This is a genomic window from Thalassobacillus sp. C254 (genome assembly GCF_001310615.1).
Genome location: NZ_BAXQ01000017.1, coordinates 22,761 through 36,637 on the forward strand (window position 1 = coordinate 22,761; position 13,877 = coordinate 36,637).

Consider the following 13,877-nt stretch of genomic DNA (forward strand, 5'->3'; position numbering starts at 1 on the left):
CTACATAAGATGGGACAAAAAACGATGCCTTGCTGGCATCGTTTTGTTTTACCAAGTTTACAGCATCTTTGGAAGACGCTCTCTTAATTTATGAAGGGCGTTTCGTCGCCATGTTTTTACCGTTGTCGAAGACACACCATGCATAGCTGCTATTTCTCTAATTGAGTAGCCATGGATCACATAAGCTTTAACCCACGTTTTTTCCCGGTCTGACAACATGGAAATGTATGGCTCGATGGAGGCTTCTTCCCCTCCCGGCTCCAGACTATGGGGATCAATCATATCAAGCTCTCTTTCTTCCCCTGTTACGGTATGCTTCTCGGTAAACCTTGCTTCTTTCCTTAACAGCATAAGCATTTCTCCTCTTACGTATGAAAAGGCCAGGGAGGAAAAGGTGCCTTTGTCAGCATCAAAAGAGTGATAAGCCTTCCATAAAGCAATCTTTCCTACATGAATAAATTCCTCTTGATTCTTATAAATCCGAAGCCTCTTTATCATGTTGTGTAAGAGGGGAGTGTATTGATCTACAATCACTTCAAAGGACTCTATCGTTTTATCCTTCTCCATTTGCAATTCCTTTTTGGAACGGCGCGCCTTCCTGTAATTCCAATTGGTACATTCACTTTAATAGATTGAGTGGAAGAGGACATCTTGCCATAATTTAATAACTTACGAGTGTTTCCTTTCTTATAATCTATAATCTAGTAAAAAACAAAAGCCAGGAAAATCAATTATGATAGTTTCCAGGTGGCACTCTTGTGCATATGTTGGGGTAGGGAAAGAAAAGTCGAAAAAACAGGGAATTTCCCGGGAAATAGGACTACAGTCCATACTTTACTTTCCTAAATTTTAAAAGGTTAAAATCGGTAAAAGACGGGGAAGAAGAAGAAGGAAGAGGTACAAATGAGTTTAAGAAAGCTTCCCTTAAAAGGTAATGAATTTGTAACATTATTTGGTTTTAGAATCTATTTAAACGGGGCATATAAAGATTACCTATTGGAGTGGCAATATATACTAGGAGGAATATACATGAATATTCTATTAACATCAGGAGCAAGACGAATAGATTTTGTAGAATTTTTCCAGCAGGCATTAAAAGAGTCAGGAACATTAGGGAATGTGATCGTAGCCGATCCTGACGATAACGCACCTTCTCTGCAAGTGGCGGATCTTGCATATGTGATCCCTGCTCAGACTGACGATAATTATATGGATGCAATTTACAATATTTGTGAGGAACATGATATTGATGTATTAATTCCTCTGAACGATCTTGAGGTTCCAAAGATCTCAGAAAATAAGAAAAAGCTTGAGGAAAAAGGGATTACCGTGATTTGTTCAGATCCCGATGTAGTCCTGCAAATAAGAGATAAAGCGTATTATCGAGAGCTGCTAGGAAAATTTGGAGTAAAAGCTCCCCTTACGTATATGAAAGTGGAGGAAGCAAAGGAAGCGATAGAAAGTGGAGAAGTGGAATTCCCCCTCATCGTGAAGCCAAGAAATGGATCTGCTTCCATTGGAATTGAAATCGTGAACACAATAGAAGACTTGGATTCAGCATACAAGCTTGCTATACAAAAGGTTAAGGAGTCACCGCTGGATGATGCCACGGCAGAAAAAGCAGAAGATAATATTATTATTCAGGACGTTGTGGACGGGGAAAAATACAGCCTGGATATTGTAAATGACCTGGATGGCAACTATTTAACAGCATTTGCAAGAAAACAGCTGGAAATGAGAGCTGGAGATGTTGACCGTACGCTTGTAACAGACGAAGATGAAGTGTTAAATCTGGGAAGAGCAATCGGAAACAACTTAAAGCATGTGGGTTACCTTAATACAGATGTCTTCTATGATGGGAAAGACTACTACGTCATCGACATGAATCCTCGTTTTGGAGGCGGATATTCATTTTCTCATGCCGCCGGAGCCAATATCCCGGCAGCATTTGTAGCCCTGGGAACAGGAAAAAAACTGAAAAGTGAATGGTTGAATTCCACGCCGAACATGGAACTTGCAAGACATGATGCCGTAGTGCAAATTCGGAAAGAACAAATTCGGGATGCATCCAGAGGTTCTTCCAAAGCGAAGTAGAAAAGATGACTTTACTATGATAAAAGCGCCAGGAGCCATCGAGGAAGCTGGCAATGCCCGCCGCCTGGAAGTTCCTGTGAATGGAATTGAAGGGAAACATGAATGGGTGTCGCCCTAGCATTTTAGTGGTAAGCGAGGAACGAGAATCTACCACTAAATGTAACAAAGCCTTTCTTTAAAACTAGTAAGAGAGTCTGCTAGTTTAATAGAAGAGAAAACAGCTCTTTTTTGAGCTTTTAAATAAATGGCCTCTGGGTATTTTATCCAGGGGCTTTATAATGTAAGTAAGGTTAGTAGAAAGAGGGACGAGAACATGAGAGGCATTTCGAATCCAGTATTAAACCACAAAGTATTTGCTCAACATACAGGCGGTCAGGCAATGACCATCACAGGGACGATAAATAAGACGTTCTTCTTTCTTATTTTAGTCACGTTATCAGCGTTTTACGTCTGGCAGCTTTATGCCGCCGGGGAAAACATTCAGCCATACATGGTGATAGGCTTTTAGGCGCCCTGATTTTAGGGCTGGTTGCCAGCTTTAAACCTGCTACTGTACCTTTCACCGGACCGCTCTATGCCTTGCTGAAAGGAATGTTGATAGGAGGATTGTCCGCCAGACTGGAACATGAATTTGGCGGAATTGTGATTCAGGCGGCAGCGGGAACCATTGCTGTTTTCTTTGCGATGCTGATTCTTTACCGGCTTCGATTAATCAAAGCGACAAAGAGATTTCGGTCTGTGGTACTTACGGCAACCGCAGGCATTTTTCTGCTCTATCTTATCCACATCATTTTGCGTTTTTTTGATTTAGGAGTTCCTATCATTAGAGACGCTACTCCTTTGGGGATTATTTTCAGCTTATTTGTCATCGTGATTGCAGCATTAAATTTAATCATAGATTTTGACTTTATCGAAAAAGGAGTACAAAGAAGATCCTCTAAAAAGATGGAATGGTACGGGGCTTTTGGCCTGACTGTTACACTGATCTGGCTTTATATTGAAATTTTGAGGCTTTTGGCTAAAATCAGGAGAATGAAAAACTGAGTTTACACCAAGGAAGGAAGCGGGTAAGAAAGAAAAATAAGAACAAAAATGCGAATATAATATGGAAAAAGTACAAATTTTTTGAAAAGTAATTGTTTTAAAAGACAAATATTGCTATATTTTATACGTCTAACGTAAGTAAAGGATGGTGCACATGGCAAAGTCTAAGCTTGATCAGGAGTCACTGCTTAAGATCATGGAGTACATATACGAACAGGAAAATGCAGAAAAGAATGAAGTGGAGCTGACAAAAGAAATCGCAGACAAATTAAAACCATACTATGCAACAACGTGAGCCTTGTAGAAGGCTCTTTTTTATGGGTGAGTTCAGGAAGGGAAAATTTTGTCGTAATTCCTGTACTCTGGAAAAAACTAAGTATATAATAACAGAAGATGACTTATATATAGGAGTTTTCGATCATGAAGTTGTTTTCTTTATTATTTTTCACAGTCGTTTGTCTTGGTATTATTATAGCTGGAAACATTCATTATGATAATAAAGTAGCTTCCAGCGTTCAACCAGAAACCGAATCTGACCAAGGGCAAACGGAACAAGACATTACAGATAACGTAGAACATGTGAGTGCGGGCGAAGGGGAAGGCGTGACAGGTAGTGAGGAGAGTACTTTACCAGAAAGCCCGGCAGAGGCAGCAAGTGAACCATTTGCCACAAGGATGGAAGAAGCCTCGGGGATGGAAGAGATCTGCGAATCGTTGTAGCGGGTTCCAACGCAGTCCTCGCTGAAGAAGAAGCGGATAAAGGCTGGCCGCAGATCGTCGAAGAGCAGCTGAGGGAGATGTATTCTACCAGTCTGATAGAAATCGAGGTAGTTTCTTTTGACCAGAAAAGTACGTTTGAAGTAATAGAAGGTGACGGAGACGAGAAACTTGCCGAACTGGCTCCGGATGTTCTTTTATTTGAACCTTTAATTTTGAATGATAATGCAAGAGTAAGCATAGACGATACTCTCTTTAATATTAATAGAATCTTACAGACAGTCAAAAGTTCTAATGACGAAGTGGCTGCTTATATTGTTCCTACCAATCCCATACATCAAGCAGGCTACTACTTAACTCAAATTGAGAGATTAGAAGATTTCGCAGAAGAGGAAGAGTGGCCGTATATTGACCATTGGGGTAACTGGCCTGATGTAGAGGATGACGATATTTTAACGTATTTGCAAGAATCTGTCCCGAGCCAGGATGGACACGAGGCCTGGGCAAAAGCCGTTGTATCCGAATTGACAGGAAGATAATCAAAACCCCGCACCATTGGAAAGTGGTACGGGGTTTTTTGGGTGCTATTTCAGTCATTTCCAAACGTCTCTGTCACTCCGAAATAGTTTGTATCTCCACTATAATCATTTATCACTATATCAAGGTCGTGGAAGATGCGATGCACCATTCTTAGTTCTTCTGGATTATTGTCTTCGATGGCGGCACTGATATGAGAGTCTGCTGTTTTGAAATCTTCTTTTAAGGAATCAGTAGCAATTGGCAGAAGTCTGTCTTGTATTTTTTCCTGCTGTTCTTCAAGAGAAGAAGCCGCCTCATCCATTGATAGACTATCTAATCCGCCGTACCCTGTTAGGTCATTCCAGTATGTATGCTGTCTTGCGATTTCCTCTTTAATTTCTGATTCTATTTCCTCAGAAGTTCTTTCCTCAGAATCATCTGTTTCTTCTTCTATCAGATCGCTCATTTCCTGCTCGCTAATAGCCCCTGCATCCTGGGCCTCGCTTAAAGTTGTTTCACCGCTGTCTCCAAAGGAACCTGCCAAAAAGGAGTAGGACCCCCATCCGCCTGCTATTAACACTCCTAAAACAATGACTATAATAATTGCTGTTTTTTTCATGGTACCATCCTTTTCCATTATTGGGTCTGTTAGGCTTATGTACTATGATAAAAGTTATAAAGAGGTCTGTAAAGACAAGAGGGAAAAGCTGATGTTTTATATGCACGAGTATAAAGTGTAGGATAAAGGGAAGAACCGTGTAGACGGGAAGGAAGAAACTATGAGATTAGGGTGTACGATTGGTGTGTTACTAACCTTTTTGTTTTTTGTATATTTGACAATTATCGCTTTGCTGCCAAGAAGTATTTTAACTGATCTGCTCTTATACGAAGATGAGCCAGTGAAAAGTGATGTAATTATAGTATTAAGCGGGGATCAGGATAGATTAGAAAAAGCGGAACACTTATATAGCGAGGGTTATGGGGAGAAAGTGCTGATTTCGAACGCTCTGGATGGCAGTATGACACCTGAAGCAGCAAGGGAGTTTGGGATTGCTGCTGATGATATTATTGTCGAGGATGAGGCAGGCAGCACTTATGAAAATGCCGAGTATACAAAAGAAATAGTTGAAGAAAAAGGATTTTCATCAGCCTTGGTTGTTACCAGTGATTATCATATGAGAAGAACAAAAGTAGTGTTTGACCGTGTATACGGAGATACAGGCGTAAGATTAACTTATGTGCCTATTACCATGAGTATGAAGATTGGAGCAAAAGGGATAATGAGCTGGCCTGGGAGTATTATAAATGGATCGGAAGCTTAGTTGCCGTTTGGTAAGTTGTGCTGCTGACGAGGAAAAATCAATGTCTATTTGCTATACTTGTACTATGGAAAAGAGCCACATGGCATCAAAGGAGGGTGTTTTGCGTGAGAAGTCAGTTTGGCTGGGGAATGGTTTTAGTCATTGGGGGCTTTATTGCTACCATGGTGTCTACCTTCATTGAAGGAAAGTATTAATAGAGACAGGAAAAAAGTCTGGAAGCTTATGCTTTCAGACTTTCTTTAATGAGGAGGGGTTTAGAGGGGATGGCCTCCTTTCATATTCTGAAAAACAGAGGGGCGAAGGAAGGGAAGTGCCCCTGGAACGAGGAAGGGTGAACAGAGGAGGGTAGAAGGAAAATAAATAAGTAGAAGGAATATTGTTCACTAAAATGAACAAAAGAGGAAGAGCGGGTTAGGAATTAGGTAAACAAGGGAATCTATAGATTTATAGAGAGGGGTTCTTCCGATGGAGCTTTCTCATGAGGAAGGGGAGGAACATGATTGACGGTTGTATTGCCTGGATTTAGCTTGAGAAACCGTACTTGATCTGTAATGACCTCAATGACAAAGACAGTCCGCTGGTCTTTGTTTTCATAGGTTCTGCTTCGGATTCTTCCGCTTACACCGACAAGTGCACCTTTGTGACAATAAAGAGCAGTATTTTCGGCCTGCTTTCTCCATACAGTACAAGGGACAAAGTCGGCATCAAAATCCCCTTCACCGTTTCGGAAAGTACGCTGAACCGCAAGAGTGAAATTACATACAGCAGTACCTTCTTTCGTGTAAGCAAGTTCCGGGTCCTTTGTCAGGCGTCCTACAAGAGTCACTTGGTTAAACAATTAAAATTCCTCCTTTGTGGTTAAGGTTTCACGGTTCATAAACATAGAATAGTTTTCCTGACTAGGCTGGGGAAAGGCATCTAGTGTGCGTGTAAAGGTGAGGAATGGATGCTGGGGATGCAAGTAGGCCGGAGTTTCTTCATAGTCCCTGCCGCTGCTCCATCTGTACTCTGCGACAGTTCCCGTAAGTCCCGCTTCTACGGGATTTCGGTGAATATATTTACTCACCTGGAAAAAGTGTGCCTGATCCCGAATAGGATCGGAATAGAAACGCTTTTCAAAAACGTGGCCTTCTTTCTTGTACCGGTGATTGTAATACTTTGCATAGTTGGTCTGGAGCTGGTGCATCGATTTAGATAAAGGGGTTTGGTTAGTCTCAAGGAGAAGATGAAGGTGATTTGGAAGCAGACAATACGCGTGGAGTAAAAAGTGATGGCTGTCTTTTAAGAGGGATAGATTTAAGAGGTACCGCTTGTAATCATGGGAGTCGTGAAATAAGGTTCCGCGCCTATTCCCTCGTGCAGTGATATGATACATCATACCCGGAGACCAAACTCTAAGGCGCCTTGGCATATATGCTTTCAACCCTCCTTTCGCGGGAATGAGTCAAATATACCATGAATAAAGTTGTGCAAACATTACATTGCTGTAACATTTCCTGGCGGTGCCTGGCACCCCTGAAGGGGGAAATGGAAGAAAGCTAGTAAGAACAGGGGTTACATAAATAATTAGATTACAAAACTGTTACATTCTGTTGGGGTGCCAGGCACCGAAAAAGGCACCCGTAGAAAAAGAGGGGGAGTAGTACATGATTGAGTGGCTTGTGAAAAAGAAAAAGATTACGTTGTTGTTCTTTTCGATGCTGTTTCTCGTTGGGGTGCTGTCGTTTTTTCAGCTGCCTCAACGTGAAATCCCTGAAATTGAACCTCAAGTTGCGCAGGTGAGTGTGATCTATCCAGGGGCTTCTGCTGAGCAGGTGGAAGCGAATATAACCGACCTGATTGAAGAGGAGCTTATGGCGGTTCAGGAACTTGCGGAGGTCACTTCGGTTTCCAGTCCGGGATTTTCTTCAATTTCCCTTGAGCTGGAGGAGGGAGTCAATGAGGACAGGGCCTGGAATAACATTCGCCAGCTGGTGAATGATGCTGCGGCTGAATTTCCCGAAGGAGCAGAGACACCAATTTTTGACGACGATTTAAGTGTGCAGGGTTTAGCTACATACCAGATTACCTTAGAAAATGAAGAGATTTTACCGGAAGTTGATGAGGTGCTTGACCGGTGGAGAAGTGATTTTGTTCAAATACCGGAAATCTCGGATATGGGTGTCCAGGGTGCTCTAGAAGAAGAACTGCGCATCGTACTGGATCTGGAAGCCCTTGAAGAAAATGATATGTCAGCTTCTCAGGTCATGGGAGCAATTTCCGGAGAAACATCACCGACTCCTCCAGGAGAGTGGGAGGCAGATGGAGAAATTCAAAGGATTACTCTGGATACCTACGAAACGGCTGAGGATCTGGAAGGTCTTCCTGTAGGAGCAGATGAAGAAGGTGAGTCTCTTCTCATCAGTGATGTAGGAGAGATCACTGAGACATATCAGCCGGTGGAAGAACTCGTGTATTATGAGGGCGAGCCGGCGTTATCTCTCACTTTTTATCTTGCTGAAGGAACGAGTGTCCCCCAAGCTCAAAGCGCTCTTGATCCCTATGTGGAAGAAATGATTGCTGAATTACCGGACGGCGCAGAAGTGGAATTGCTGTATACCCAGGCTGACTTGGTATCAGAGCTTTTCCAGGAGCTTGCCATCGCGTTTCTATTAGCCGTAGCTGCTGTGTTGATCGTTTGTTCTTTAGGGCTAAACATTTCAACGGCACTGTCGGTGGCATTAGCAATCCCTGTATCCTTAAGTTTAGGATGATTACATTACCTTTTATAGATGTTGGGCTTAACCAGATTTCTTTAATAGCATTTATTATTTCCTTAGGGATTCTCGTAGACGACGCCATCGTGGTAAATGAAAACATAGAAAGACGGCTGCGGATAGGGGAGGACCCTTTCACCGCATCGATTAGAGGTGTCCGCCAGGTAGCTGTTTCCGTATTGACATCTACGTTGACCGTCGTGTTTACGTTTATGCCTTTGCTGCTGCTACCGGGCTCAGCGGGAGCTTTTATTCGCCCGCTGCCTGCAGTATTAATTGCTACCATTATCGCGTCAACACTTGTTGCCTTGTTTCTGATCCCAATTTATAGGTCAGTCAGGGAAAAAAGAGTGAACAAAAAGCAAAAGAGAAAAGGAACAGAAAGAAAAGCTCCTGGGCTGGCTGGCGGTCTTATTGATAAAGCCGCAAGGGGCTATGGAAACAAGTTTCTTACTCGCGTGGTAAAAAGACCAGGACTGACAGCATCATAGGCTTAGGAATAGGAACAGCTGCCTATGGTTTGATTCCTTTTATTCCTCTTGAATTTTTCCCGGATACTGACAGGGAGGAAATCTTTATTGAAACGTCTCTTGAGCCGGGAACATTGATTGATGAAACGGAGGAAATGGCTGACGAAATTGAAGCCTGGTTATATGAACAGGAAGAAGTCCGGTCTGTGTCTACGTATATCGGAACGGAAATCCCTCGTATATTTGGAGCAGACGGCGGAGGGGGAAGCGCGGAGCAAAATGATGGAAACTTTTTGGTATTTATCCATGGAGATGGTCCCCCATCCCGTGAAGTAATGAATGCCTGGAATGAAGAATTTATTGAAGAGTTTCCAGAGCTTGAAAGAGCAAACCTTTCGATTATTGAGTCAGGTCCCCCGGTAGGCGCACCGATTGCCATTGAAATCAGCGGGGAAGACATGGACGTTCTTTTTGATATGGCAGAAAGTGTAGAGGAGTTGCTGGAAGCTGAAGACGGAGTAGGCGGCGTAGAAGTGGATGCCGGCCGCAATTTATCGGGAGTTTCCTTTTCACCGGATCGGGAAGCTCTTGAGGAATACGGAATAGCAAGTGATGAAATCAGCCAGCAGCTAAGGCTGCTTGGAGATGGGATGCCTCTTGGACAGCTTCAGCAGGGAAACCGGCTTCTGGATATGAGAATGGTCTATGATACAGAAGGAAGTGTCGAGACGGAGGATTTAGAAAGAGTATTCGTTTCAGGAGGCATGACGCAAGGAGCAGGAATGCCAGGAGCACAGGGAGACGGAGCACCTGAAGAGGAAGGCGGTCCTGGAGGCCCTGGAGAAGAGGAAATTCCTGAGGAAGCCGGCGTGGAAGAAGCCGATATGGGAACCACCCTTGATCAGCTCGTGACATGGGAGGAAGGAACCAGTATCGAAGCAATCCCTCATCAAGATATGGTCAGAACAGTAACCGTAAGAGCTTATCCTGGGGAACGTGATGTCGATGAGGTTGTAGCTGATCTTGAAGGTGAGATTGCAGCTGTTGAAGCTAGTGTAGACGGCTATGACATTAACGTTGGCGGTGAAACAGAAGCAAGAACAGATGTCTTTATTGATATCGGGCAGATCTTCGTCATCGTTGTCTTTTTAATTTTGATTATTATTGCCGTTCAATTTTATTCGCTGGTGATGCCTTTCTTAGTACTCAGCGCGGTTTATCTTGCGATCTCAGGAACATTAATTGGTTTGTTCCTTACGCAGACGGGGCTTGGGTTTATGTCGATGATGGGTGCGGTGAGTTTGGCTGGAATTGTGGTACGAAACGGCATCGTTATGATTGAGTTTTTCGAACAGCGGCGAAACGAAGGGAAAGACCTGATCGAAGCGGTCGTTGAAGTGGGAGAAGAGCGGTTCAGGCCCATTGTGTTAACCAGCTTAACCTCCATAGGGGGGCTTTTGCCGATAGCTCTTGGAGATAACCCCTTATTTCAGCCACTCGGAGTCGCCATTGTATCAGGCTTATCTTCTCGACAGTGTTAACGCTTCTCATCGTGCCGGCATTATATGTGCTTCAGGCAAGATGGAAACAGCGAAGAGCTGAAAAAAAGGGAAGAATTCAGGAACAAAGCTAAAGTTAGATTACAAACATGTTACAAATGAGAATGGTGCCAGGCACCATTATGAAGGTGGGGGGCGAATGTCCCTCACTTTTTTCGTGGAAAAATTCCTTGTGAGGTATGTTTACTAACTCGTTGATAGGTTTTGAAGTAACGTAGTAAAGTGACTAGTACATAAAATTTTCTAAGGGACAGGAACAGAAGGCGAAAGTTGTGAAAAAACTTTGTAAAAGGAAGAGTATGAGATTTTAAGTCTGAATATTCTGTATTAAATAAATAAGGGAGGTATTTATGCAAATAAACAAAGGCAGGCTTAAGGGGACATTTGAGGAGTTAAGCAAGGTTGGGAAGATTGAGGAAACAGGGGTGTGCCGACCTGCCTTATCCTCCTAGATAAAGAAGCTTCTTTATTGGTGGCAGGATGGATGGAAGAGGCCGGAATGAATACACGGTTCGACCACTTTGGAAACCTGATTGGCCGTTTTGAAGGAAAGAACCCGGACGCACCTATTTTAATGGTCGGTTCTCATATTGACTCTCAGCCTAACGGAGGACGGTTTGACGGAACGGCAGGGGTTCTTTCTGCCCTGGAAGCAGTGACTGTTATGAATGAAACAGGAGTGAAACCATACAGGCCTATTGAAGTTATTGCATTTTCTGATGAAGAAGGATGGCGTTTCAACAAAGGCCTCTTCGGCTCCCGAGGGATTATTGGCGAACTGGAAGAAGGAGAGCTTGGGAGAAAGGACAAGGATGGGATCACCAGAGAGGAGGCTTTACGGGCGTATGGCTGCCAACCTGAGAGATTTGCAGAATCTGAATATGATACGAATCACATTCATTCATTTTTAGAGCTTCATATCGAACAAGGACCTGTTTTAGAAGAAAAAGGAGTGCCTGTTGGGGTGGTAAAAGGTATTTCGGGACCCCTGTGGCGACCCTAAAGCTGAAGGGAACAGCGGGACACGCTGGTTCTGTTCCTATGAAGCTTCGCCAGGATGCGCTGGCTGGGGCTGCCGAAGTCATAACGGCACTAAATACGATTGTACAAGACGATCCTGACCAGGTAACAGTTGGAACTGTCGGATCTCTGGAGGTCTCACCTAACTCGAGGAACGTCATTGCAGATGAGGTCGTTCTTACCATTGATTTGCGCGATATTGACAAGGCTCAGCGGGAAAAATGTGAGGAAAAGCTGAGGAGGAGAATTGAGGAAATCTGTGAAAAACACAACCTTACTTATGAATTAAGGGAGGATTTTAAAAATGAACCGAGTTATTGCTCAGATTGGATTAAAGAAATTATTCATGAAGCATGCAAGACAACAATGGATACCAATGCCCCGGAAGTAATGAGCGGGCCATTTCACGATGCACTCACAATGTCTAAGGTATGTGATTACGGCATGATATTTGTCCGTTGTAAGAAGGGAATCAGCCATAACCCGGCGGAATTTGCTTCTTTTGATGACTTGGCTGCAGGGGCAGAAGTCTTGTATCAATCTATGATCGAGATGGCTAAGAAGGAAGTGAAAGGAGAAGACCTGGTTAGGCAGTAAACTTTAAAAATAAGATTCTAGTTAAAAAAGTGGTAAGAAAGAACAGAGGATATTTACTCTGGAAAAAATATCTTTCTATAAGCCTCTGTAAAAGCTGATGTTTTTTAAAATGAACTTCCAAATTTATGGATGTTCATTTTGTTAAATTCCTTATCGAAATAACGGACCCGTTAGTGTAATAAAATCAGGAACATTCTCAACCTATAACAAGTTGGGTTATAACTCCAATGGCAAAAAACATAGCTGTAGCAATAAATATATAGCCCATCCAATCTTTTTTATTTTCTTTAACTTCTTCAATTCCATTTAGCAAAAACATCACCGACAAAAAGAGAAAAATTGCAATTGTCGGTACCGGGATTTCTTCAACAAGAAAATGATAGATGCCACCACTCAGACCTATAAATGCAATAATGATATTCACTATTCTCAGTAACTTCAAGTTCTCAACCCCTTTATGGTGATATGAATATTATTCAAATTTTTCGAATTTACATTTCGGAAAAAAAAGCCTGCTTACATTAGTAGCTGGCTATCTTCATCACCTCGTGCATCAGTGTTTCTTCTTAATTATTTACCGTGACGTAAACTCTTGAAACGAAAGAAATATTGCTATTTATCATTCACACCCGTTAGCATAACAAGATTTTATATTTTGATTACGTAACTTATTCATTATTAGAGGTATTTCCTTCAAATCCTCCCCTATGAAATCTGCTTTACCGTCACCCCAGTGAAATAGAGTGATTCTAGGATCCCGGAGGGTAAGGATGCCGGTGGCATAGAAGACAGCGTGTAAAGCATATTTGGATGTTAGTGCATGGGAGCCACTCTTTAAAATGGAACAATGAAGAAAAGGACCTACCATAGATTGTAGGTCCTTTTCTTCATTTCCTAGGAAATATTGTCGAATGTAAAAATAGAGAAGGAAATTTCTACCCTATGCCGAAACATCTTCTTCAAGGTATATTTTATCACCTTGTGTAATGGCAGCCTGCCCATTAGTCAGGTTTGTCATCCAGCCTTCAAATTGTTCGGACTCGCTAACTGGTACATAAGTGTTGATTTGAACCATTTCGCCATAGTCAATATTCTTTAGAAGGTAGGAAGATTGGTGAAGTTCGTTTTCTACTTTGCCAAGCCACGTATAGTCAACCGTTGTATTGTACTCTTGCATTAGCTTGCGTTCAACGACCCCAGTGGCATTTATCCCTTCAGTGGTGGCGTTTCCGTAGGCACGAATTAAGCCTCCTGCACCAAGTTTGATACCTCCAAAATAGCGTGTGACCACAACGACAGTATCTTTCAATTGGCGTTTCTTTAATACTTCCAGTATAGGCACTCCAGCTGTTCCACTTGGTTCACCATCATCATTTGCTTTTTGGATCTGGTCGTGTTCACCAATCATGTAGCAGAGCAGTTATGGGTAGCGTTCCAATGCTCTTTTTTTATTTTATTAATAAAATCCTGGGCTTCTTCCTCTGTCTCTGCCCTTTGCACGAATGCAATAAATCTTGACTTTTGTATGACTATTTCCTTCTCTCCGGATGGTTTGACTGTATAATATGAAGTGAGCATGAAAGACCCTCTTTCTCTCCTAGAATTCAATGTAATTATCCTATAATGTAAGCGTAAAAAATGAAATACCTCTGACATGTTCCCCTGTTTTATGACAGAGCCTGTCATAGTATTGACGTATAATTATGTAATTTCTTGAGAGTTCTCCTTTTTATAGGATAGGTCTACAACCATGTGATAAAATAATCATACTGGATCAGG

The 13,877-nt window shown here is 42.5% G+C and carries 13 protein-coding genes and 3 pseudogenes; 10 read left to right on the forward strand and 6 right to left on the reverse strand.

All coding sequences use genetic code 11. The features are described 5' to 3' along the window. Window positions 1-57: 57 nt before the first annotated feature. Window positions 58-567, reverse strand: coding sequence for a sigma-70 family RNA polymerase sigma factor (locus JCM19033_RS15000; protein WP_054636881.1), 510 nt, complete (start codon window positions 565-567; stop codon window positions 58-60). Between the two features lie 462 nt (window positions 568-1,029). On the opposite strand from JCM19033_RS15000, the gene JCM19033_RS15005 reads away from it, so the two are divergent. The 6 genes from JCM19033_RS15005 to JCM19033_RS15020 all read left to right on the forward strand — a co-directional run bounded on the left by JCM19033_RS15005 (window position 1,030) and on the right by JCM19033_RS15020 (window position 4,394). Further along, complete coding sequence (locus JCM19033_RS15005; protein WP_054636925.1) at window positions 1,030-2,094, forward strand: ATP-grasp domain-containing protein; 1,065 nt, start codon at window positions 1,030-1,032, stop codon at window positions 2,092-2,094. 244 nt (window positions 2,095-2,338) lie between these two features. Continuing rightward, a complete protein-coding gene (locus tag JCM19033_RS26085; protein WP_269758260.1) occupies window positions 2,339-2,602 on the forward strand; it encodes a Bax inhibitor-1/YccA family protein in 264 nt (87 codons plus the stop codon). A 17-nt stretch (window positions 2,603-2,619) separates the two neighbouring features. Beyond that, window positions 2,620-3,138, forward strand: a complete 519-nt coding sequence (locus JCM19033_RS15010) for a Bax inhibitor-1/YccA family protein (RefSeq protein WP_269758270.1) — start codon at window positions 2,620-2,622, stop codon at window positions 3,136-3,138. 154 nt (window positions 3,139-3,292) lie between these two features. Then, window positions 3,293-3,433, forward strand: coding sequence for a hypothetical protein (locus tag JCM19033_RS23595; RefSeq protein ID WP_157049906.1), 141 nt, complete (start codon window positions 3,293-3,295; stop codon window positions 3,431-3,433). 125 nt (window positions 3,434-3,558) lie between these two features. After that, window positions 3,559-3,858, forward strand: a complete 300-nt coding sequence (locus tag JCM19033_RS15015; RefSeq protein ID WP_054636882.1) for a hypothetical protein — start codon at window positions 3,559-3,561, stop codon at window positions 3,856-3,858. 77 nt (window positions 3,859-3,935) lie between these two features. Beyond that, window positions 3,936-4,394, forward strand: a complete 459-nt coding sequence (locus JCM19033_RS15020) for an SGNH/GDSL hydrolase family protein (protein ID WP_054636883.1) — start codon at window positions 3,936-3,938, stop codon at window positions 4,392-4,394. A gap of 50 nt (window positions 4,395-4,444) precedes the next feature. On the opposite strand, the gene JCM19033_RS15025 is transcribed toward JCM19033_RS15020, so the two are convergent. Beyond that, complete coding sequence (locus tag JCM19033_RS15025; RefSeq protein WP_157049907.1) at window positions 4,445-4,993, reverse strand: hypothetical protein; 549 nt, start codon at window positions 4,991-4,993, stop codon at window positions 4,445-4,447. A 160-nt stretch (window positions 4,994-5,153) separates the two neighbouring features. On the opposite strand from JCM19033_RS15025, the gene JCM19033_RS15030 reads away from it, so the two are divergent. Beyond that, window positions 5,154-5,696, forward strand: coding sequence for a YdcF family protein (locus JCM19033_RS15030; protein ID WP_054636885.1), 543 nt, complete (start codon window positions 5,154-5,156; stop codon window positions 5,694-5,696). 436 nt (window positions 5,697-6,132) lie between these two features. On the opposite strand, the gene JCM19033_RS15035 is transcribed toward JCM19033_RS15030, so the two are convergent. Then, window positions 6,133-6,534, reverse strand: coding sequence for a single-stranded DNA-binding protein (locus tag JCM19033_RS15035; RefSeq protein WP_054636886.1), 402 nt, complete (start codon window positions 6,532-6,534; stop codon window positions 6,133-6,135). Continuing rightward, window positions 6,535-7,107, reverse strand: a complete 573-nt coding sequence (locus tag JCM19033_RS15040) for a transposase (protein WP_054636887.1) — start codon at window positions 7,105-7,107, stop codon at window positions 6,535-6,537. Between the two features lie 286 nt (window positions 7,108-7,393). On the opposite strand from JCM19033_RS15040, the pseudogene JCM19033_RS26090 reads away from it, so the two are divergent. From JCM19033_RS26090 to JCM19033_RS15060, 3 genes and pseudogenes are all read left to right on the forward strand, one after another. Then, window positions 7,394-8,943: pseudogene (locus JCM19033_RS26090) on the forward strand (efflux RND transporter permease subunit). 8 nt (window positions 8,944-8,951) lie between these two features. Beyond that, a complete protein-coding gene (locus tag JCM19033_RS15055) occupies window positions 8,952-10,463 on the forward strand; it encodes an efflux RND transporter permease subunit (protein ID WP_269758271.1) in 1,512 nt (503 codons plus the stop codon). Window positions 10,464-10,831: 368 nt separating this feature from the next. Continuing rightward, window positions 10,832-12,098 (forward strand): annotated as a pseudogene (locus JCM19033_RS15060) (M20 family metallo-hydrolase). Window positions 12,099-12,294: 196 nt separating this feature from the next. Here the strand turns inward: JCM19033_RS15060 and JCM19033_RS15065 are convergent. Beyond that, window positions 12,295-12,540, reverse strand: coding sequence for a DUF3953 domain-containing protein (locus tag JCM19033_RS15065; RefSeq protein WP_054636891.1), 246 nt, complete (start codon window positions 12,538-12,540; stop codon window positions 12,295-12,297). Window positions 12,541-13,038: 498 nt separating this feature from the next. After that, a pseudogene (locus JCM19033_RS15075) lies at window positions 13,039-13,676 on the reverse strand (YigZ family protein). Between the last annotated feature and the right edge of the window lie 201 nt (window positions 13,677-13,877).